Source organism: Pseudomonas sp. JV414 (genome assembly GCF_032424305.1).
Lineage (GTDB): Bacteria > Pseudomonadota > Gammaproteobacteria > Pseudomonadales > Pseudomonadaceae > Aquipseudomonas > Aquipseudomonas lini.
In genome coordinates, this window is the sequence record NZ_VYKC01000007.1 from 102,136 (window position 1) to 121,509 (window position 19,374).

The window sequence follows — 19,374 nt, forward strand, 5'->3', positions numbered from 1 at the left end:
TTGACGCCCTCGGCCGCTCCACAACTCCGAAATCGTTAACAGTATATATTCTCATTAGGCATGTTATATTGTTTCAATATCACTATTGGAACAACATAACATGTCGTCTCGAACAATGGCTTCCCTCGCAGGCCTGGCCCTCGGTTTGTTGGGGGATCCGGTCTTCGCCGAAGAATCGCAAACCGTTGAACTGGACGCCATCAGCGTCACCTCCGAGTACGAATCCCCCACCGGCCCGGTCAAGGGTTACCGCGCCACGCGGTCTGCCAGCGCAACCAAGACCGACACGGCCATTCGCGATATCCCGCAATCGATCAGTGTGATTCCCGTCAGTGTGCTCCAGGATCTGGGCAGCACCAGCGTCGAGCGCGCGCTGGATTTTGCCGGTGGCGTGTCGAAGCAGAACAACTTCGGCGGCTTGACGCTCTACGAATACAGCGTGCGCGGCTTCACCACGTCGGAGTTCTACAAGGACGGCTTCAGTGCCAACCGCGGCTATCCAAGCACGCCGGACGTGGCCAACATCGAACGCATCGAAGTGCTCAAAGGCCCAGCCGCCAGCCTTTATGGTCGTGGCGATCCAGGCGGTACGGTGAACATCGTCACCAAGAAACCCCAGCCGGAAGCCTTCACCACACTGCAAACCAGCGCCGGCAGCTGGGATCGCTACCGCACCGCCGTGGACGTCAACACGCCGCTGGATGATGACGGTAACGTTCTGTCCCGGGTGAACCTGGCGGTCGAGGACAACCACAGCTTCCGCGATCACGTCGACAGTCAGCGAGTGTTCGTTGCGCCTTCGTTCAGCTGGCAACTGAACCCGGACACCAGCCTGTTGGTGGAGAGCGAGTTCGTGCGCCACAGCTCGACCTTCGATCGCGGTGTCGTCGCGCCGAACAATAAATGGAGCGGCGTCTCCCGTTCGACCTTCCTTGGCGAACCCAACGACGGCAACATCGACAACCACAACAATCTGCTGCAAGCCGCCCTCGAACATCAACTCAACGATAGCTGGAAACTGCGCCTCGCCAGTCATTACAAGGAAGGCAAACTCTGGGGCTTCGCCTCCGAAAATCGTCCCTTGAATGCCGACGGCCATACCGTCAACCGTCGCTATCGCGAGCGCGATACCAACTGGCACGACAGCATCACCCAACTCGAACTGCGCGGTTTGTTCGACATCGGCAGTTGGCAACACGAACTGCTGATCGGCAGCGAATACGAGAATTTCCGTAAGAACGAACGGGTCACGACCATTGCCGGCGGCCCGTACGCCATCGATATCTATCGGCCGATTTACGGCCAGCCGAAACCCAATGGCGCACGCTCCGGGACCGACTTCTTCGAGCACGTCGAAAGCCAGGCACTGAACCTTCAGGACCAGATCGTCTTCACCGACAAACTGCGCGGCATGCTCGGTGCGCGCTTCGAACATTTCGAACAAAGCATCGACGATCACAGCCGCAACGCGACCAGCCGCCAGCGCCACGACGCACTGACTCAGCGAGCCGGCCTGCTCTACCAACTGACGCCTGAAGTGGGGTTATTCGCCAACGCCTCCACCTCGTTCAAACCGAACAACGGGCTGGACGCCGCCGGCAAATCCTTCGACCCGGAAGAAGGCGTCGGTTATGAAGTCGGGATCAAGAGCGAGCTGTTCGACGACCGCTTGAGCACCACCCTCGCCGCCTTCCATATCGAAAAGGAAAACGTCCTGGCGCTCGATCCGAGCACCGATTCCAGCCGCGCCATGGGCAAGGCCCGCAGCCAGGGTGTCGACCTGCAAGTCACCGGGCAAGTGACCGATGCCGTGCGAGTGATCGGTGCTTTCGCTTATATCGACGCCGAAGTCACCCAAGGCGACAAGGTGATTCCCACCGGCAGCCGAATTCTCGGCGTGGCCAAACGCAGCGGCAGTTTGTTGGGCGTTTATGAATTTCAGGATGGCCATTTACGCGGTTCGGACCTTGGTGCAGCGTTCACCTATGTCGGCGATCGCTCGGGTGAAGCCGGCAGCGATTTCGAACTGCCGGCCTACCACACCGTCGATCTGCTGGCGCATTATAAAGCCAGCGAAAACGTCACCCTCGGCCTGAACCTGAACAACCTGTTCGACGAGAAATATTTCGAGCGCTCCTACAGCAACTACTGGGTCAATCCCGGTGAGCCGCGCAATTTCACTGTCAGCCTGACACTCAATCTGTAAAAGGAAAAATCTCCATGCAACAAGGCAAATCACTGGTTCTGCTGGGTCTGTTCGGCGCGATGTTCGCCACCCACGTTTCGGCCCATGGCCTATGGACCGAACAACGTCGCGGCAATATCGAAGCCATTTACGGTGATGGCGCTGAGGACAATGCTTTCAAGGCGCAGAAAATCAGCGGCGCCTGGGCCTACGACACCGAAGGAAAAATGATCCCGGTTACCGTGGAACGCCTGGCCGACCATGCGCGTCTGCAACCACTCAAACCGCCCGCGGCGCTAGCAGTCGCGCTGGACAATGGCATGTGGTCGCTGACCGCCGACAAAAAGTGGATCAACGAAGGACGCAGTAAGGTGCCAGGATCGATCGAGTCGACCGAGACGTTCAAATACAGCCTGGCCATTTACCAGCCGGGGGCGAAGTTGCCGAAGCTCGATCAGATGAAACTGGTGATTTTGCCGGAAGTCGATCCGCTGACGGTCGGGCCTGGCAAGTCGTTGCCGGTACGGGTGCTATTGGACGGCAAGCCGGCGGCGGGCGTGAAGTTGGTGGGCGACTATCGCAGCGCGCCGAGTACCATGAGCACCGAAACCGATGCAGACGGCCGGGCGCAGGTTCTGGTGCGCAATGAAGGGTTGAACGTGATTGCGGCGCAGGTGGAAGTGCCTGTGAAAAATAGCCCGGATGTGAGCACTCGCGGACTGTTCACGTCACTGACCTTCCTTGGCGAACCGCATCACGAGTAACACACAGAACCTTGTGGGAGCGTGGCTTGCCCGCGATGGGGACACCGCGGTGCAACAGGTAGACCGCGTTATCGTTTATCGCGGGCAAGCCACGCTCCCACAGGATCGGGGAAGCCTTACAGGTCGCCGAGGCCGTCGATCAGCGCCTGATTCTGCTCCGGCGCGCCGATGGAAATACGCAGGAACTGGGCAATCCGCTCTTGCTTGAAGTGCCGAACGATCACGCCCTGTTCGCGCAACTTCGCCGCCAGCCCCGCCGCATCGTGCTGCGGGTGACGGGCGAAAATGAAGTTTGCTGCCGACGGCAACACCTCAAACCCCTTCGCTTCCAGCTGCGCGACCACCTTCTCGCGACTCTCGATGACCAACCGGCAGGTCTTGTCGAAATACTCGCGATCCTCGAACGCCGCTGCAGCCCCGACAATCGCCAGACGATCCAGCGGATAGGAGTTGAAGCTGTTCTTGATCCGCTCCAGCGCCTCGATCAGGTCCGGATGCCCCACCGCCAGGCCAACCCGCAGGCCCGCCAGCGAACGGGACTTGGACAGGGTCTGAGTCACCAGCAGGTTCGGATAACGGTCCACCAGCGTGATCGCCGTTTCACCGCCAAAATCAATGTAAGCCTCATCCACCACGACCACCGAATCCGGGCTGGCCTTGAGGATTTGCTCAACCGCGTCCAGCGCCAGGAGGCAGCCGGTCGGTGCGTTCGGGTTAGGGAAAATAATCCCGCCGTTCGGCTTGGTGTAGTCCGCCGGGTTGATCTGGAATTGCTCATCCAGCGGCACCGCGTCGAATGCGATGCCATACAACCCGCAGTAAACCGGGTAGAAGCTGTAGCTGATATCCGGGAACAACAACGGCTGATCGTGTTGCAGCAAACCGTGGAAAATGTGTGCCAGGACTTCATCGGAACCGTTGCCGAGGAACACCTGATTGCCCTGCACGCCGTAGTACTTGGCAACAGCCTGCTTGAGCAGGTCGCTGTTCGGGTCCGGGTACAGACGCAGGTTATCGTTCAGTTCGGTTTGCATCGCAGCCAAAGCTTTAGGCGATGGACCGTACGGGTTTTCGTTGGTGTTGAGTTTCACCAGTTTCGCCAGCTTCGGCTGCTCGCCCGGCACGTAAGGCACCAGGCTTTTGACGAAGGGACTCCAGAATTTACTCATGCTTAGTTCCCCTGCCCTTCATTAAAGAGCTCGTCAACGATGCGGTATTCGGCGCTGCGGGCGTGAGCGGTCAGCGACTCGCCACGGGCCAGCACGGAAGCGGTTTTGCCCAGTTCGGAGGCACCCTGCTCGGAGCAGAAGATGATCGACGAGCGTTTCTGGAAGTCGTAAACACCCAGCGGCGAAGAGAAGCGCGCAGTGCCGGACGTCGGCAACACGTGGTTTGGACCAGCGCAATAGTCGCCCAGGGCTTCGGACGTGTGACGGCCCATGAAGATCGCGCCGGCGTGGCGGATCTGCGGCAACCAGGCCTGGGGATCGGCGACCGACAACTCCAGGTGTTCTGGCGCAATACGGTTGGCGACTTCGATGGCTTGTTCCATGTCGCGAACCTTGATCAGCGCACCGCGACCATTAATCGAGGTTTCGATGATCTCGGCGCGCTCCATGGTCGGCAGCAGTTTGGCGATGCTCGCTGCGACCTTGTCGAGGAACTCGGCGTCCGGGCTGACCAGAATCGCCTGGGCGTCTTCGTCGTGCTCGGCCTGGGAGAACAGGTCCATGGCAATCCAGTCCGGATCGGTCTGGCCGTCACACACGACGAGGATCTCCGACGGCCCGGCGATCATGTCGATGCCGACCTGACCGAACACGTGGCGCTTGGCGGTGGCGACATAGATGTTGCCAGGGCCAACAACCTTATCGACCTTCGGCACGCTTTCGGTACCGTAAGCCAGCGCCGCAACTGCCTGGGCGCCGCCGATGGTGAACACCCGGTCAACGCCGGCGATGCAGGCCGCGGCCAGCACCAGTTCGTTGATTTCGCCGCGCGGCGTCGGCACGACCATGACCACTTCGGTCACGCCGGCAACCTTGGCCGGAATTGCGTTCATCAGCACCGAGGACGGGTACGACGCCTTGCCGCCTGGCACATACAGACCGGCGCGATCCAGCGGCGTGACCTTCTGGCCCAGCACCGTGCCGTCGGCTTCGGTGTAGCTCCAAGAATCCTGTTTCTGTTTTTCGTGATAGCTGCGCACGCGGGCTGCGGCTTTTTCCAGGGCTTCACGCTGAGGCGCGGTAATCCGGGTCAATGCCAGTTCCAGACGTTCGCGCGGCAAAATCAGGTCTGCCATGGAGGCGACTTGCAGGCCGTCGAACTTCTGGGTGAATTCCACCAGCGCCGCGTCGCCACGCTCGCGCACAGCCTTGATGATGTCCAGCACCCGCTGATTGACCGAGTCGTCAGACACACTTTCCCAGCTCAGCAGATGATCCAGATGATGTGCGAAATCCGGGTCAGCAGCGTTGAGTCGGCGAATTGCAGTCGGTGCGGTCATAGCGAGAGCCTCATAGGAATGGCAAAAACTCAGGCGCCCGAAGCTAACATTCGATCCGCTTGGGCACCTGAGAATTCTGGCTATGAGGCGGATAGACGGCGCGACTCAAGGTCGCGCAGGTAAATCAGCCGCGGTGTCGAGACTCCACTGCCTTGCGCAGGGTGTCGATCAACGCCTGGATACGGGCGTGCTGCATTTTCATCGACGCTTTGTTGACGATCAGCCGCGAGCTGATGTCGGCAATGAAGTCCTGGGGTTCCAGGCCATTGGCACGCAGAGTGTTACCGGTGTCGACCACGTCGATGATCTTGTCCGCCAGACCGATCAGCGGCGCCAGCTCCATCGAGCCGTAGAGCTTGATGATGTCGACCTGACGACCCTGCTCGGCGTAGTAACGCTTGGCGACGTTGACGAATTTGGTCGCCACCCGCAGACGGCCCTTGGGCTCGACATCGCCGACACGGCCGGCGGTCATCAGCTTGCAGAGGGCAATTCGCAGATCCAGAGGCTCGTACAGACCCTGGCCGCCATATTCCATCAGCACATCTTTACCGGCGACGCCCAGGTCCGCGGCACCATGCTCGACATAAGTCGGCACATCGGTGGCGCGCACGATCAGCAGGCGCACATCGGCCTGGGTCGTGGGGATGATCAGCTTGCGGCTCTTGTCCGGATTCTCGGTCGGCACGATGCCCGCTTCAGCCAGAAGCGGCAGGGTGTCGTCAAGGATGCGGCCCTTGGACAGTGCGATGGTCAACATGGGAAACGTCAGTCCTTATCAAGGTACTCATGCCCGGTCGCAAATGGCGCCGGACACACATCGAGGGTGTCACCACCCTCGATTCATAACAAACTCAGTAGGCGCGTCCTTGCGCCCATATGGCAACTACTAGCCCGGAACGCGACGGATCTTGGCGCCGAGCATCTGCAGTTTCTCTTCGATGCACTCGTAACCACGGTCGATGTGGTAGATGCGGTCGATCAGGGTATCGCCTTCAGCGATCAGCGCCGAGATCACCAGGCTGGCCGAAGCACGCAGGTCGGTGGCCATTACTGGCGCGCCCTTGAGCTTCTCGATGCCGGTGACGATGGCGGTGTTACCTTCGACCTGGATATGAGCGCCCATGCGGTGCAGTTCGTATACGTGCATGAAGCGGTTTTCGAAGATCGTCTCGATCACCGCACCCGTGCCTTCGGCAATGGCGTTGAGGGAGATGAACTGCGCCTGCATGTCGGTCGGGAACGCCGGGTATGGAGCGGTCCGCACGTTAACGGCTTTTGGCCGCTTGCCGTGCATGTTCAGCTCGATCCAGTCTTCGCCGCAGGTGATTTCAGCACCCGATTCGCGGAGTTTTTCCAGAACGGCTTCGAGGATGGTCGGATCAGTGTCCTTGACCTTCACACGCCCGCCAGTTACCGCTGCCGCCACCAGGTAGGTGCCGGTCTCGATACGGTCAGGCATCACCTTGTAAGTGGTCGGGTGCAGACGCTCGACGCCATCGATGGTGATGGTGTCGGTGCCGGCGCCAGTGATCTTGGCGCCCATGGCGTTCAGGAAGTTCGCCAGGTCGATGACCTCAGGCTCGCGAGCGGCGTTTGCCAGCACGCTGCGGCCCTTGGCCAGAGCGGCCGCCATCATGATGTTCTCGGTACCGGTCACGCTGACGGTGTCGAAGAAGAAGTGTGCACCGCGCAGGCCACCCTCAGGGGCCTTGGCCTTGATGTAGCCGCCTTCGACGTCGATGACCGCGCCCATGGCTTCGAGGCCACGGATGTGCAGGTCGACCGGCCGCGAACCGATGGCGCAACCGCCAGGCAGTGCGACTTCGGCTTCGCCGAAACGGGCAACCATCGGGCCCAGCACCAGGATCGAGGCACGCATGGTTTTCACCAGTTCGTACGGCGCGATCAGGGTCTTGATGGTGCGCGGGTCGATTTCGACACTGAGCTTCTCGTCGATCACCGGCTCAATGCCCATGCGACCGAACAGCTCGATCATGGTGGTGATGTCGTGCAGGTGCGGCAGGTTGGCAACGGTAACCGGGCCATCGCACAGCAGGGTTGCAGCCAGGATCGGCAGGGCAGAGTTCTTTGCCCCGGAGATGCGGATTTCGCCATCAAGACGAACGCCACCGGTAATAATCAATTTATCCATAAGAATCTCGACGCCCTTGGGCTCAGGTGCGCTCGGCCCAGGCCGCGCTGCTGAAAAATTTCATAGTGACCGCATGGATGCTGCCATCGGTGATCCATGGGTTCAAATGGGCATAGATCTGCTGCTGACGCTTCACCGGGCTCAACGCCGCCAGTTCATCGCTAATCACGTTCAGCTGAAAGTTGCAGCCTTCGCCCTCAACTTCTACCTGCACTTGTGACAGAGAATCGGACAGCTTTCCTTCAAGGAAGCTCTTTACTTCGTTGGCCTGCATGCTCAACCTCAATCGGCGCCCTGTGCGCGCGGGTCGGACATCATACAAAAAAGCCCCGCGCCTGCGAACCCCGCGAAGCAGGACTCTGACGGGGGGCTTCTTTATAGATGCGGTTCAGGGATGCGCCAATAGCTCGGTCAATTCGCTGACCTGAGCGATTTCACGCATATCTTCGGGTATCGCACGAATGCTCAGGGCCTTGCCGGCCGCCTGAGCATCGCGCATGAAGCACAGCAACAGCGACAAGCCGACGCTGCTGGACTTCTCCACCGAGGAGCAATCAATCACCAGCATAGCCGCGTTACTGGACTTGATCAGCGCCTGCCCCTGCTTGCGCAGGTTCGGGCCTGTCCGGTAATCCAGCACGCCACTGAGCAGCAGTTCGCCGGATTCGCTCATGCGAATAGCCGACTCACTCATTGGGTTTGGTTCTCGGTAGATTGTTCGGTGGCTTCCTTGGCTTTGGCGACTTCCCCGGCCCAACCGTTGATGGTTTTGTCCAGGTCGTTGCCATTGCGCTGCATCGCATCAGCGAACTGATCGCGGAACAGCTTGCCGATATTGATGCCATTGATGATCACGTTGCGCAGCTTCCACTCGCCATTGATCTTTTCGAGTGTGTAAGACACAGGATAGATCGCGCCGCTGCTGCTTTTGACCGTCATGCCAACGCTGGTACGGTCTCCCGACTCATCCTTGGCGGGATCGACGACGATGCCCTGGTTGTCGTACTCAAGCAAAGCATTGCCATAGAACTGGAACAGGCCTTTTTTGAAGTTCTCGACAAACTTCTGCATCTGCTCGGGGGTGGCCTTGCGTGAATACTTGACCGTCATGATGCTCTTGGAAATACCTTCGGCATCCACCACAGGACCGACGATGGTATTCAGCGCCGTATAAAAGTCCTGTGGGTCCTGCTTGTACTTTTCTTTGTTGGCGGCAAGATCCGCCAACAACCGGGTGGTGGTGTCCTGTACCAGATCGTGCGCGGAAGGCCCCGCCACGGCGTTAGCCATCAACGGCAAGGCCGCAAGTATCACCAACAGGCCACGTCGCAAGATAGAGATCATTCAAAAGCTCCTCATTTGGCGTCTTTGCTAACGGTATTGAGCAGAAATTTACCGATCAGGTCCTCGAGTACCAGTGACGACTGCGTGTCGTGGATGGTTCCACCCTCCTTGAGCAGGGTTTCCTCCCCGCCCACACTGATACCGATGTATTTCTCACCCAACAGGCCAGCGGTCAGGATAGATGCAGTGGAGTCAGTCGGCAGATTATCTACGCGCTTTTCCAGTTGCATGGTCACCCGACCGGTGAAGCTGTCGCGGTCCAGATCGATCGCCGTGACCTTGCCGATGGTCACACCGGCCATGGTCACTTTAGCTCTGACCGTCAAACCGGCGATATTGTCGAAATACGCATAAAGTTTATAAGTTTCGGTGGTTGCGCTCGGGGACAGACCACTGACCCGCAACGCAAGCAACAGCAAAGCCAGGATGCCAGCCAGCAAGAAAAGGCCGACACCGATTTCCAGGGTGCGGTTTTGCATCAGAAATCTCCAAACATCAAGGCGGTCAAAATAAAGTCCAGGCCGAGTACTGCCAAAGAGGCATACACCACGGTCTTGGTAGTGGCACGACTGATCCCCTCGGAAGTGGGCTCGCAGTCATAGCCTTGGAATACGGCGATCCAGGTCACGACGAAGGCAAAAACGATGCTTTTGATGATGCCGTTGAGCACATCGTCGACAAACGTCACGCTGTTTTGCATGTTCGACCAGTAGGAGCCGTCATAGACACCCAGCCAGTCGACGGCCACCCACGAACCGCCCCAGATACCCACCACGCTGAAAATCATCGTCAGCACCGGCAGGGAAATGAAGCCGGCCCACAGGCGCGGGGCAATGATGTACTTGAGCGGGTCGACCCCGATCATTTCGAGGCTGGACAATTGCTCGGTGGACTTCATGTTGCCGATTTCAGCGGTCAGGGCCGAACCCGCGCGACCGGCGAACAGCAAGGCCGTGACTACCGGGCCCAGTTCACGCAACAGCGTCAGCGCAACCATCTGCCCGACGGCCTGCTCCGAACCGTAGCTGGACAGAATATTAAAGCCCTGCAGCGCCAGCACCATGCCGATGAATACCCCGGAGACCACGATGATCACCAGGGACATCACGCCCACCGAATGCAGTTGCTTGACCAGCAGGCCAAAACCGCCGCCGATGCCGCCACGACCGAGCAAGGCATGATAAAGGAACAGAGCCGAACGCCCGAATACCGCCAGCACATCGATGCCGGCGAAGCCGAAGCGGCGTACTCTTTCTATTAATGAAATCTTGCGCATCAGCGCTTCCCCAGAAGATCTGCGCGGTAATCCGGCGCTGGAAAGTGGTATGCGACCGGGCCGTCGGGTTCGCCAGTCAAGAACTGACGAATACGTGGCTCATCCGATTTCATCAAATCCTTGGGTGTGCCCTGGCCCAACACTTGCCCGTCGCCCACCACAATGAGGTGGTCAGCGATGCTCGCTGTCTCGGCCAGGTCGTGGGAAACCACGATGCTGGTGATGCCCAGCGCATCGTTGAGCAGGCGGATCAGGCGCACCAGTACGCCCATGGCGATCGGGTCCTGGCCGACAAAGGGCTCGTCATACATGAGGATTCGCGGATCGAGCGCAATTGCCCGGGCCAGCGCGACGCGACGTTTCATGCCGCCGGACAATTCGTCAGGCATCAGGTCGATGGCGCCACGCAAGCCCACGGCCTGCAATTTGAGCAAGACAATGTCGCGAATCATTTCTTCCGGCAGCTCGGTATGAACACGCAGCGGAAAGGCAACGTTCTCGAACACATCAAGATCGGTAAACAACGCGCCGCTCTGAAACAACACACCCATGTGCTTGCGCGCATCGAACAGATCGCTGCGCGACAACGTTGGCAGGTTCTGGCCGTTGACCCAGACTTCGCCGCTGGTAGGACGCAATTGTGCGCCTATCAGCCGCAACAGCGTGGTCTTGCCACACCCGGAAGGCCCCATGATGCCGGTGACCTTGCCGCGCGGTATGCGGATATCGACGTTATTGAAAATGCTGCGCGTACCGCGCTTGAAGGTCAGTCCCTTCAGCTCGACCGCGTAGGCGTTATCGGCACTCATCTAAACTCCTTGCGATGCAGCCTCTCACTCGGACGCCTGGCTTTCTGGCGAAAGCACATACCTCCCCCGGGCAGGCCGAACTGGCGGCGAACTATATCACTGCAAAGCTCAAGCGCCCAAGGCCCAAGCCGGGCATGTTCAGCAACATGACCGCCTGAAATCATCTATTTAGAGAGATTCGGTAACAAGGAATTACAAACCGCAACGAACTTGCGTGAGGGTTTTGATCATTACCGTTATAATCGCCGCCTTTTCATCAGGCTATTCGATTTCCGACATGAACCAATCAAGCGACCTGATTCAATCAGCACAACGTACCATCCGCCTCGAACTGGAAGCCGTACAAGGCTTGCTGCCCCATATCGATGCAGATTTCGTACGTGCTTGCGAGATGATTCTGGCCAGCAAAGGCCGAGTGGTCGTGGTCGGCATGGGCAAATCGGGGCACATCGGCAACAAGATTGCCGCCACCCTCGCCAGCACCGGCACCACGGCGTTCTTCGTGCACCCGGCCGAGGCCAGCCATGGCGACATGGGCATGATCACCCGTGATGACATCATTCTGGCGCTGTCGAACTCCGGCTCCACCAATGAAATCGTCACCTTGCTGCCGCTGATCAAGCGCCAGGGCATTCAGATGATCAGCCTGACCGGCAACCCCGAGTCGCCGTTGGCCAAGGCTGCGGAAGTCAACCTCAATGTAAGCGTCGAACACGAAGCCTGTCCGCTGAACCTGGCGCCCACCTCTTCGACCACCGCGGCACTGGTCATGGGCGACGCTCTCGCCGTTGCCTTGCTTGAAGCTCGCGGTTTTACCGCTGAAGATTTCGCTTTTTCCCACCCGGGTGGCGCCCTTGGCCGCCGTTTGTTGCTGAAAGTGGAAAATGTCATGCATGCCGGCACCGAATTGCCGCAAGTGATGTGCGGTACGCTGCTCAAGGATGCCTTGATGGAAATGACCCGCAAGGGGTTGGGCATGACCGTTGTACTGAACACAGATGGAAAGCTCGCCGGGATCTTCACCGACGGCGATCTGCGCCGCACGCTGGACCGCACCATCGATATCCACAGCACGACCATTGATGAAGTGATGACCGCCCACGGCAAGACCGCCCGCGCCGAGATGCTCGCCGCCGAGGCGCTGAAAATCATGGAAGACCACAAGATCAACGCACTGGTAGTGGTCGACAGCGAAGACCGCCCGGTCGGCGCCTTGAACATGCACGATTTGCTGCGTGCGGGAGTAATGTAATGAGCACGGACCTGCTGCAACGCGGCAAACAGATCAAACTGGCGGTATTCGACGTCGACGGCGTACTGACCGATGGGCGCCTGTACTTCCTCGAAGACGGCAGCGAATTCAAGACTTTCAACACCCTCGACGGCCAGGGCATCAAGATGTTGATGGCAGCCGGCGTGCAGACCGCTATCATCAGCGGCCGCAAGACCCCGGTGGTCGAACGGCGCGCGAAGAACCTCGGTATTCCACACCTTTACCAGGGTCGCGAAGACAAACTGGTGGTACTCGACGAACTTCTTGCCCAGCTAAACCTGAGCTATGAACAAGTGGCCTATCTTGGCGACGACCTGCCAGACCTGCCGGTGATTCGCCGTGTCGGTCTTGGCATGGCGGTAGCCAGCGCTGCCAGTTTCGTGCGCGAACACGCCCACGGCATCACCCTGGCCCGTGGTGGCGAGGGTGCCGCTCGCGAATTCTGCGAATTGATCCTGCGCGCCCAGGGCCGCCTCGATGCGGCCAACGCCGCGTACCTGTGAGCCCATCATGCTGAGCAAAAAGATTCGCAACATCCTGGTGTTCGGTTGCATCGCAGCGATTTTTGCAGCGGTCGGCTACTGGAACATCAGCCCGGAAAGCTTCCTCGACAAGCCAGTGGTGAAGGTCGATGAAAGCGCGATCGACTATTACGCAATCAACGCCCATAGCGTGCAGTACCTGCCCGACGGCAAACTGCAATACGAAATGACGTCGGACAAGGTCGAACACCTGAAAGCGACCGAGGTGACGTTGCTGACCAACCCCGACCTGAACATGTTCCGTGGCACCGAATTCCCCTGGCACGTCCAGAGCGAGCGCGGCGAAGTCAACCCGGACGGCACTCAGGTCGAGCTGATTGATTCGGTACGTATCACGCGTTTCGACGAAAAGAACCGCAAAACCCTGATTACCACCACCCGTATGACAGTGTTCCCGCAGCAGCAATATGCGCAGACCGATCAACCCGTTAGAATCGACGGCGCTGGCGGTGTATCGACAGGCAACGGAATGAAAGCGTACTTGAAAGAAAGCAGGATACACCTGCTATCGAACGTAAGAGGACAGTATGAGGCTCGTTAAAACCCTCCCTATTTTGCTCAGTCTGGGCGCAGCACTGGGAAGCGTGAGCGCCTGGGCTCTGCCGAACGATCAAGAGCAGCCCATCCGCATTCAGGCCGACGATGCCCAACTGGACGACAAGAACGGCGTTGCTACCTATAAAGGCGATGTGATCATTACGCAGGGCTCGATGAAGGTCACCGGCAATACCGTGACCATCACCCGCACCCCGGCCGGCGACATCGACGTGGTGACCTCGGTGGGCAACCTCGCCTACTTCGAGCAACTGCAAACGGCGGGCGATACCAAGCCGGTTCAGGGCTACGGCGTAACTATTCAGTACCACGCCTCGCAGAACCGCGTCGTGCTGATCGATCGCGCCAAAGTCATCGATAAAGACAACAACGTCACCCAAGGCGAGAAAATCGTCTACGACACCGTCAAAAAGCTTGCGAGCGCCGGTCGTGCCACGGGCAACAAGGTCACCGAGTCGCGCCCTCGCATCGACATGGTGATCCAGCCGAAGAAGAAAACCGACGAGCAAAAGGCCCAGTAATGGCAACTCTGAAAGCTCAGCATCTGGCCAAGAGCTACAAGAGCCGTCAGGTCGTGCGCGACGTCAGCCTGTCCATCGACAGCGGTCAGATCGTCGGCCTGCTTGGCCCTAACGGTGCCGGTAAAACCACCTGCTTCTACATGATTGTCGGCCTGGTACAGGCCGATCAGGGCCGCGTACTGATCGATGACCTGGACGTCAGCCACCAGCCGATGCACGGTCGTGCGAAGGCGGGTATCGGTTATCTTCCGCAAGAAGCGTCGATCTTCCGCAAACTGTCGGTGGCCGACAACATCATGGCCATCCTCGAGACTCGCAAGGAACTCGACAAGGCCGGTCGTCGCAAAGAGCTGGAAAGCCTGCTGCAGGAATTTCACATCCACCACATCCGCGACAACCTTGGCATGAGCCTGTCCGGTGGTGAACGCCGCCGCGTGGAAATCGCCCGGGCACTGGCCACCAATCCGAAATTCATCCTCCTCGACGAACCCTTCGCCGGCGTAGACCCGATTTCGGTGGGCGACATCAAGCAGATCATTCATCATCTCAAGGCCAAAGGCATTGGTGTGCTGATCACGGACCACAACGTCCGCGAAACCCTGGATATCTGCGAAACCGCCTACATCGTCAACGATGGCCAACTGATCGCTGAAGGTGACTCCGCCACCATCCTGGCCAATGAACTGGTCAAGGAAGTGTATCTGGGTCATGAGTTCCGCCTGTAAGCACTGAGGTGCCCGGGTCGCCGAGAGAGCGCTCGCTTCAATAAAAAAATCAATAAGTTTTTATTGTTACAGCGCTCTAGGCAAACACTCCAGTTTCAGGCATATAATTTGCTTATGTTTGGCGCTTCGGCGCCCTGTAGTGGATGGCGCATGTGCGCCGGCGAATAAGGTGTTAAGCCCCTGCCATGAAACCATCGCTAGTCTTGAGAATGGGCCAGCAGCTGACGATGACACCGCAGCTGCAACAGGCCATCCGCCTGCTCCAATTGTCGACCCTGGACCTGCAACAGGAAATCCAGGAGGCCCTGGAGTCCAATCCGATGCTCGAACGCCAGGAAGAAGGCGACGACTTCGATAACGCCGACCCCTTGGCCGATAGCGCCGAACAGAAACCCAACGCCGACATTCAGGAACCCTCCTACCAGGAAACCGCCCCAACGGTGGATAACCTCGAGGAAGGCGACTGGAACGAGCGTATTCCCAACGAATTGCCCGTCGACACTGCCTGGGAGGACGTCTACCAGACCAGCGCCAGCAGCCTGCCGAGCAACGATGACGACGAGTGGGATTTCACCACCCGCACATCGGTCGGTGAAAGCCTGCAAAGCCATTTGCTCTGGCAACTGAACCTGGCACCGATGTCCGACACCGATCGCCTGATCGCCGTGACCCTGATCGACTGCATCAACAATCAGGGCTACCTGGACGAAACCCTCGAGGAAATCCTCGAAGCCTTCGACCCGGAACTGGACATCGAACTGGACGAAATCGAAGCCGTCCTGCACCGCATCCAGCAATTCGAACCCGCTGGCATCGGCGCCCGCAACCTCGGCGAATGCCTGCTGCTGCAACTGCGCCAGCTGCCCGCCAAGACCCCTTGGCTGGCCGAGGCCAAGCGCCTGGTCACCGATTACATCGACCTGCTCGGCAGCCGCGACTACAGCCAGCTGATGCGCCGCATGAAGCTCAAGGAAGATGAACTGCGTCAGGTCATCGAATTGGTCCAGAGCCTCAACCCGCGCCCGGGTTCACAAATCGAGTCCGCCGAAGCCGAATACGTCGTTCCCGACGTGATCGTGCGCAAGGACAACGAGCGCTGGCTGGTGGAGCTGAATCAGGAATCGGTGCCACGCCTGCGGGTCAACGCCCAGTACGCCGGTTTCGTGCGTCGCGCCGATACCAGCGCTGATAACACGTTCATGCGTAATCAGTTGCAGGAAGCTCGCTGGTTCATCAAGAGCCTGCAAAGCCGCAATGAAACCCTGATGAAAGTCGCCACCCAGATCGTCGAGCATCAGCGCGGCTTTCTTGAATACGGTGACGAAGCCATGAAACCGTTGGTGCTGCATGACATCGCCGAAGCGGTGGGCATGCACGAATCGACGATTTCACGGGTGACCACGCAAAAATTCATGCATACCCCACGGGGCATCTATGAACTGAAATACTTTTTTTCCAGCCACGTCAGTACCTCCGAAGGCGGTGAATGCTCGTCCACGGCGATCCGCGCGATCATCAAAAAACTGGTTGCCGCGGAAAATCAGAAAAAGCCGTTGAGTGACAGCAAGATCGCTGGTTTACTGGAGGCACAAGGCATTCAGGTAGCCCGTCGCACCGTCGCCAAGTACCGCGAATCCCTGGGGATCGCGCCTTCCAGCGAACGGAAGCGGTTGATGTAGCCGCCGGGCTCGCCACAGCGTTCCAGTGGCAGGCATTTCTGCCTGCCGCTTTATGCACTGGCAACGAAGGAGAAGCTGTATGCAAGTCAACATCAGTGGACACCAACTGGAAGTGACCGAACCCCTGCGCACCTATATCGGCGAAAAACTCGACCGATTAGAGAGGCATTTCGACAAGATCACCAATGTACAAGTCACGATGAACGTCGAAAAACTGCTGCAGAAGATCGAAGCCACGCTGCATATTCCCGGCGGAGAAGTGGTCGCCAATGCCGAGCATACGGACATGTATGCCGCCATCGACCTGCTGACCGACAAGCTGGATCGCCAACTCAAAAAGCATAAGGAAAAGACCCAGAGCCTCCTCCAGGGCGCAACCGGTCGTTAACCCCCCCAATCCATGATCCGACTAGAAACCATCCTGACCCCCGGCCGTTCTCAAGTGAACGCGCCGGGTGGCAGTAAAAAGAAAGCCCTCGAGCAAATTGCCAACCTTATCCACCGCGAAGTACCGGATCTGGAAATGCAGGACGTCTTCGAGGCCCTGATTGCCCGTGAGAAACTCGGTTCTACCGGTTTCGGCAACGGCATCGCCATCCCCCACTGCCGGCTCAAAGGCTGCACCTCGCCAATCAGTGCGCTGCTGCACCTGGAAGCCCCTATCGATTTCGACGCCATTGATGGCGCACCGGTTGACCTGCTGTTTGTGCTGCTGGTCCCGGAAGCCGCCACCGATGCACATCTGGAATTGCTCCGCCAGATCGCCAGCATGCTTGATCGCAAGGAGGTGCGTGAAAAACTGCGCAGCGCCCCGAGCAATGAAGCGTTGTATCAGGTTGTCCTGGACGAGCAGAACGGTCACTAATCATGCGCCTGATCATCGTCAGCGGCCGCTCCGGCTCAGGTAAAAGCACCGCCCTCGATGTTCTCGAGGACAACGGCTACTACTGCATCGACAACCTGCCTGCCGGCTTGCTGCCGGAACTGGCCGAACGCGCGCTGATTCACACCGAGTTGGCACAACCGTTGGTGGCCGTGTCCATCGATGCGCGTAACTTGCCAAGCCACCTGTCACGGTTCCCCGAATTGCTGGAAGAGGTCCGCAGCCGGCATATCCAGTGCGATGTGCTGTACCTGGACGCCGACGAAGAAACCTTGCTCAAACGCTTTTCGGAAACCCGCCGTCGTCACCCGCTGAGCAGCGCCAATCGCTCGCTGGCGGAAGCGATAGAGGACGAAACCAATCTGCTGGGGCCTATCGCCGATCTGGCCGACCTCAAGGTCAATACCACCAATCTGAACCTGTATCAGCTACGCGATACCATCAAGCTGCGCCTGCTGAATCAGCCGGAGCCCGGTACTGCGTTCCTGGTGGAATCTTTCGGGTTCAAGCGTGGCATGCCGGTGGACGCCGATCTGGTGTTCGACGTGCGCTGCCTGCCCAACCCTTATTGGAAGCCGGAGCTACGGGCACAGTCCGGGCTCGATCAACCGGTGGCCGAATACCTGGCGGCACAGCCTGACGTCGAAGAGATGTTCCAGGACATTTCCTCCTACCTGCTCAAGTGGCTGCCCCGCTTTGCCGCCAGCAACCGCGCCTATGTCACCATTGCCATTGGCTGCACCGGCGGGCATCACCGCTCTGTCTACCTGACCGAACGTCTGGGTCAGGTCCTGCAAAAAACCCTGAAGAACGTCCAGGTCCGCCACCGCGACCTCAGCTAAAGGATTCACATCGCGATGCCTGCTCTGGAAATCGAAATCATCAACAAGCTGGGCCTGCATGCCCGCGCGTCTGCAAAATTCGTTGGGGTCGCCGGTCAGTTCAAGGATTGCACGATCAGGGTAGGACGCACGCCAGAATCCGTGGTAGACGGTAAAAGCATCATGGCGATGATGATGCTGGCCGCTGGCAAGGGCACAAAAATCCACCTGAGTACCGAAGGCGAGCAGGAGCAGGAAGCGCTGGATGCACTGGTGGCGCTGATCAACAACTACTTCGACGAAGGCGAATAAAAGCCAAAAGATCGCAGCCTCGTTCCACTCGACAGCTCCTACAGGATCGGCGTAGGAGCTGTCGAGTGAAACGAGGCTGCGATCTTTTGATCTTGTTTTTCAAGCCAACGCCGTATCCATCACCATCATCAGACAAAACCCGATCAGCAGCCCTAGACTGGCCAGTTTATCGTGACCATGGCGACGCGATTCAGGGATGACTTCGTGAGTCACCACCAGCAGCATCGCACCGGCTGCCAGTGCCAGCCCCAAAGGCAACAGTAGTTCGGCCAGACTCACCAGCCAGGCGCACAACAGTGCAAAGACCGGCTCGACCAATCCTGACGCAGCACCGATCAGGAACGCCTTGACCCGCGACATCCCTGCTCCGGCCAACACCAACGCAATCACCAGCCCTTCCGGCACATCCTGCAAGGCGATGCCCATGGCCAGGCTGTCGGCGTCAGGCATGCCACCGCCGGCCGAGACGCCGACCGCCATGCCTTCGGGGATGTTGTGGGCGATGATGGCAAACACAAACAACCAGATTCGCGGTGGAATCACTGGTCGCGCCAACGTTCCCACGAGCATTTCAGGCGTAGCGCCGGACACCTTGCGATCCACCAGAAACAACCCGAATGCGCCCAACAGGATACCGAAGCTGATCAGGCCGCTGGCCGCCCAAGGCGTCAGGCCGAGGTTTTCGGCCGCGGCAATGCCCGGCACAATCAGCGAAAACGCCGTCGCCGCGAGCATCACTCCGGCCCCGAAACCGAGCAATATATCGCTGACTATCTGAGGTATCTGCCGAATCACCAGCACCGGCACCGCGCCCAAAGCTGTACCCAAGGCACAAATCGCCCCGCCTTGCAGGGCACGCTGCAGTTTCGGTTCGAGGTCCAGCCAGCTCAGCCCTTGGGCAGCCAATAACGTCATGCCCGCCAGCAGTAACAGCGATCCCAGTGCGTAACGAAACATCCGTCCACTTCCGACCGCCAGTGTTTCAGTGCCCATAGTCAGCCCTGGATTGTTTTATAGAGAC

General features: G+C 58.8%; 23 protein-coding genes. 12 read left to right on the forward strand and 11 right to left on the reverse strand.

The genetic code is table 11. From position 1 onward, the window contains the following. The first annotated feature begins 100 nt into the window (after window positions 1–100). Both F6R97_RS10155 and F6R97_RS10160 read left to right on the forward strand, forming a co-directional pair. A complete protein-coding gene (locus tag F6R97_RS10155) occupies window positions 101–2,206 on the forward strand; it encodes a TonB-dependent receptor (protein WP_315866482.1) in 2,106 nt (701 codons plus the stop codon). A gap of 14 nt (window positions 2,207–2,220) precedes the next feature. Next, window positions 2,221–2,949, forward strand: coding sequence for a DUF4198 domain-containing protein (locus tag F6R97_RS10160; RefSeq protein ID WP_050681505.1), 729 nt, complete (start codon window positions 2,221–2,223; stop codon window positions 2,947–2,949). 116 nt (window positions 2,950–3,065) lie between these two features. Here F6R97_RS10160 and hisC read toward each other — a convergent pair whose 3' ends face one another. From hisC to F6R97_RS10210, 10 genes are all read right to left on the reverse strand, one after another. After that, complete coding sequence (hisC, locus tag F6R97_RS10165) at window positions 3,066–4,118, reverse strand: histidinol-phosphate transaminase (protein WP_315866483.1); 1,053 nt, start codon at window positions 4,116–4,118, stop codon at window positions 3,066–3,068. Window positions 4,119–4,120: 2 nt separating this feature from the next. Then, window positions 4,121–5,458 carry a histidinol dehydrogenase gene (gene hisD, locus F6R97_RS10170; RefSeq protein WP_038978977.1) on the reverse strand — a complete coding sequence of 446 codons (1,338 nt, stop codon included), beginning with the start codon at window positions 5,456–5,458 and terminating at the stop codon, window positions 4,121–4,123. Between the two features lie 124 nt (window positions 5,459–5,582). Then, window positions 5,583–6,218 carry an ATP phosphoribosyltransferase gene (gene hisG, locus F6R97_RS10175; RefSeq protein ID WP_007901570.1) on the reverse strand — a complete coding sequence of 212 codons (636 nt, stop codon included), beginning with the start codon at window positions 6,216–6,218 and terminating at the stop codon, window positions 5,583–5,585. Between the two features lie 129 nt (window positions 6,219–6,347). Continuing rightward, window positions 6,348–7,613 carry a UDP-N-acetylglucosamine 1-carboxyvinyltransferase gene (gene murA / locus F6R97_RS10180; RefSeq protein ID WP_007901567.1) on the reverse strand — a complete coding sequence of 422 codons (1,266 nt, stop codon included), beginning with the start codon at window positions 7,611–7,613 and terminating at the stop codon, window positions 6,348–6,350. A 22-nt stretch (window positions 7,614–7,635) separates the two neighbouring features. Next, window positions 7,636–7,887, reverse strand: a complete 252-nt coding sequence (locus tag F6R97_RS10185; protein WP_038978976.1) for a BolA family protein — start codon at window positions 7,885–7,887, stop codon at window positions 7,636–7,638. A gap of 114 nt (window positions 7,888–8,001) precedes the next feature. Then, entirely contained in the window at window positions 8,002–8,307 is a 306-nt protein-coding gene (locus F6R97_RS10190) for a lipid asymmetry maintenance protein MlaB (protein ID WP_038978975.1), read from the reverse strand. After that, window positions 8,304–8,957, reverse strand: a complete 654-nt coding sequence (locus tag F6R97_RS10195; protein WP_038978974.1) for a phospholipid-binding protein MlaC — start codon at window positions 8,955–8,957, stop codon at window positions 8,304–8,306. Before F6R97_RS10195 ends, F6R97_RS10190 begins: the two co-directional genes overlap by 4 nt. A gap of 11 nt (window positions 8,958–8,968) precedes the next feature. Next, window positions 8,969–9,436: an outer membrane lipid asymmetry maintenance protein MlaD gene (gene mlaD / locus F6R97_RS10200; RefSeq protein WP_007901560.1), complete on the reverse strand. Its 468-nt coding sequence runs from the start codon at window positions 9,434–9,436 to the stop codon at window positions 8,969–8,971. Further along, window positions 9,436–10,233, reverse strand: a complete 798-nt coding sequence (mlaE, locus tag F6R97_RS10205) for a lipid asymmetry maintenance ABC transporter permease subunit MlaE (protein WP_038978973.1) — start codon at window positions 10,231–10,233, stop codon at window positions 9,436–9,438. Before mlaE ends, mlaD begins: the two co-directional genes overlap by 1 nt. Next, entirely contained in the window at window positions 10,233–11,042 is an 810-nt protein-coding gene (locus F6R97_RS10210; RefSeq protein ID WP_038978972.1) for an ATP-binding cassette domain-containing protein, read from the reverse strand. Before F6R97_RS10210 ends, mlaE begins: the two co-directional genes overlap by 1 nt. A 277-nt stretch (window positions 11,043–11,319) precedes the next feature. On the opposite strand from F6R97_RS10210, the gene F6R97_RS10215 reads away from it, so the two are divergent. The 10 genes from F6R97_RS10215 (at window position 11,320) to F6R97_RS10260 (ending at window position 18,353) form a co-directional block, all read left to right on the forward strand. Beyond that, the gene (locus F6R97_RS10215) at window positions 11,320–12,294 is read left to right on the forward strand and encodes a KpsF/GutQ family sugar-phosphate isomerase (protein WP_038978971.1); all 975 of its coding nucleotides are present in this window, start codon (window positions 11,320–11,322) and stop codon (window positions 12,292–12,294) included. Further along, entirely contained in the window at window positions 12,294–12,818 is a 525-nt protein-coding gene (locus F6R97_RS10220; protein ID WP_038978970.1) for a KdsC family phosphatase, read from the forward strand. Before F6R97_RS10215 ends, F6R97_RS10220 begins: the two co-directional genes overlap by 1 nt. 7 nt (window positions 12,819–12,825) lie before the next feature. Further along, complete coding sequence (gene lptC / locus F6R97_RS10225; RefSeq protein ID WP_038978969.1) at window positions 12,826–13,398, forward strand: LPS export ABC transporter periplasmic protein LptC; 573 nt, start codon at window positions 12,826–12,828, stop codon at window positions 13,396–13,398. Continuing rightward, on the forward strand, window positions 13,385–13,933 hold the full coding sequence (lptA, locus tag F6R97_RS10230) for a lipopolysaccharide transport periplasmic protein LptA (protein ID WP_038978968.1): 549 nt from the start codon (window positions 13,385–13,387) through the stop codon (window positions 13,931–13,933). Before lptC ends, lptA begins: the two co-directional genes overlap by 14 nt. Beyond that, window positions 13,933–14,658 carry an LPS export ABC transporter ATP-binding protein gene (gene lptB, locus F6R97_RS10235; RefSeq protein ID WP_007901537.1) on the forward strand — a complete coding sequence of 242 codons (726 nt, stop codon included), beginning with the start codon at window positions 13,933–13,935 and terminating at the stop codon, window positions 14,656–14,658. Before lptA ends, lptB begins: the two co-directional genes overlap by 1 nt. A 185-nt stretch (window positions 14,659–14,843) precedes the next feature. Beyond that, window positions 14,844–16,337: an RNA polymerase factor sigma-54 gene (locus F6R97_RS10240; protein ID WP_038978967.1), complete on the forward strand. Its 1,494-nt coding sequence runs from the start codon at window positions 14,844–14,846 to the stop codon at window positions 16,335–16,337. A gap of 79 nt (window positions 16,338–16,416) precedes the next feature. Continuing rightward, window positions 16,417–16,725, forward strand: coding sequence for a ribosome hibernation-promoting factor, HPF/YfiA family (hpf, locus tag F6R97_RS10245; protein WP_003178005.1), 309 nt, complete (start codon window positions 16,417–16,419; stop codon window positions 16,723–16,725). A 12-nt stretch (window positions 16,726–16,737) separates the two neighbouring features. Next, entirely contained in the window at window positions 16,738–17,202 is a 465-nt protein-coding gene (gene ptsN, locus F6R97_RS10250; RefSeq protein WP_007901530.1) for a PTS IIA-like nitrogen regulatory protein PtsN, read from the forward strand. Between the two features lie 2 nt (window positions 17,203–17,204). Then, on the forward strand, window positions 17,205–18,062 hold the full coding sequence (gene rapZ, locus F6R97_RS10255) for an RNase adapter RapZ (RefSeq protein ID WP_008008622.1): 858 nt from the start codon (window positions 17,205–17,207) through the stop codon (window positions 18,060–18,062). Window positions 18,063–18,077: 15 nt separating this feature from the next. Then, window positions 18,078–18,353 (forward strand): HPr family phosphocarrier protein, encoded by a 276-nt coding sequence (locus F6R97_RS10260; protein ID WP_030128014.1) that lies wholly within the window; start codon window positions 18,078–18,080, stop codon window positions 18,351–18,353. Between the two features lie 99 nt (window positions 18,354–18,452). On the opposite strand, the gene F6R97_RS10265 is transcribed toward F6R97_RS10260, so the two are convergent. Continuing rightward, complete coding sequence (locus tag F6R97_RS10265; protein ID WP_038978966.1) at window positions 18,453–19,346, reverse strand: ZIP family metal transporter; 894 nt, start codon at window positions 19,344–19,346, stop codon at window positions 18,453–18,455. Window positions 19,347–19,374 lie beyond the last annotated feature (28 nt).

What these genes read in the sequence shown, in the direction of transcription:
- F6R97_RS10215 (WP_038978971.1), top strand. Translation starts at nt 11,320, where the DNA reads ATGAACCAATCAAGCGACCTGATTCAATCAGCACAACGTACCATCCGC.
- F6R97_RS10210 (WP_038978972.1), bottom strand. Translation starts at nt 11,042, where the DNA reads ATGAGTGCCGATAACGCCTACGCGGTCGAGCTGAAGGGACTGACCTTC.
- ptsN (WP_007901530.1), top strand. Translation starts at nt 16,738, where the DNA reads ATGATCCGACTAGAAACCATCCTGACCCCCGGCCGTTCTCAAGTGAAC.
- hisD (WP_038978977.1), bottom strand. Translation starts at nt 5,458, where the DNA reads ATGACCGCACCGACTGCAATTCGCCGACTCAACGCTGCTGACCCGGAT.
- F6R97_RS10260 (WP_030128014.1), top strand. Translation starts at nt 18,078, where the DNA reads ATGCCTGCTCTGGAAATCGAAATCATCAACAAGCTGGGCCTGCATGCC.
- hisG (WP_007901570.1), bottom strand. Translation starts at nt 6,218, where the DNA reads ATGTTGACCATCGCACTGTCCAAGGGCCGCATCCTTGACGACACCCTG.
- mlaE (WP_038978973.1), bottom strand. Translation starts at nt 10,233, where the DNA reads ATGCGCAAGATTTCATTAATAGAAAGAGTACGCCGCTTCGGCTTCGCC.
- F6R97_RS10160 (WP_050681505.1), top strand. Translation starts at nt 2,221, where the DNA reads ATGCAACAAGGCAAATCACTGGTTCTGCTGGGTCTGTTCGGCGCGATG.
- rapZ (WP_008008622.1), top strand. Translation starts at nt 17,205, where the DNA reads ATGCGCCTGATCATCGTCAGCGGCCGCTCCGGCTCAGGTAAAAGCACC.
- F6R97_RS10190 (WP_038978975.1), bottom strand. Translation starts at nt 8,307, where the DNA reads ATGAGTGAGTCGGCTATTCGCATGAGCGAATCCGGCGAACTGCTGCTC.
- hpf (WP_003178005.1), top strand. Translation starts at nt 16,417, where the DNA reads ATGCAAGTCAACATCAGTGGACACCAACTGGAAGTGACCGAACCCCTG.
- F6R97_RS10240 (WP_038978967.1), top strand. Translation starts at nt 14,844, where the DNA reads ATGAAACCATCGCTAGTCTTGAGAATGGGCCAGCAGCTGACGATGACA.
- F6R97_RS10220 (WP_038978970.1), top strand. Translation starts at nt 12,294, where the DNA reads ATGAGCACGGACCTGCTGCAACGCGGCAAACAGATCAAACTGGCGGTA.
- F6R97_RS10265 (WP_038978966.1), bottom strand. Translation starts at nt 19,346, where the DNA reads ATGGGCACTGAAACACTGGCGGTCGGAAGTGGACGGATGTTTCGTTAC.
- mlaD (WP_007901560.1), bottom strand. Translation starts at nt 9,436, where the DNA reads ATGCAAAACCGCACCCTGGAAATCGGTGTCGGCCTTTTCTTGCTGGCT.
- lptA (WP_038978968.1), top strand. Translation starts at nt 13,385, where the DNA reads ATGAGGCTCGTTAAAACCCTCCCTATTTTGCTCAGTCTGGGCGCAGCA.
- F6R97_RS10155 (WP_315866482.1), top strand. Translation starts at nt 101, where the DNA reads ATGTCGTCTCGAACAATGGCTTCCCTCGCAGGCCTGGCCCTCGGTTTG.
- F6R97_RS10185 (WP_038978976.1), bottom strand. Translation starts at nt 7,887, where the DNA reads ATGCAGGCCAACGAAGTAAAGAGCTTCCTTGAAGGAAAGCTGTCCGAT.
- murA (WP_007901567.1), bottom strand. Translation starts at nt 7,613, where the DNA reads ATGGATAAATTGATTATTACCGGTGGCGTTCGTCTTGATGGCGAAATC.
- hisC (WP_315866483.1), bottom strand. Translation starts at nt 4,118, where the DNA reads ATGAGTAAATTCTGGAGTCCCTTCGTCAAAAGCCTGGTGCCTTACGTG.
- lptB (WP_007901537.1), top strand. Translation starts at nt 13,933, where the DNA reads ATGGCAACTCTGAAAGCTCAGCATCTGGCCAAGAGCTACAAGAGCCGT.
- lptC (WP_038978969.1), top strand. Translation starts at nt 12,826, where the DNA reads ATGCTGAGCAAAAAGATTCGCAACATCCTGGTGTTCGGTTGCATCGCA.
- F6R97_RS10195 (WP_038978974.1), bottom strand. Translation starts at nt 8,957, where the DNA reads ATGATCTCTATCTTGCGACGTGGCCTGTTGGTGATACTTGCGGCCTTG.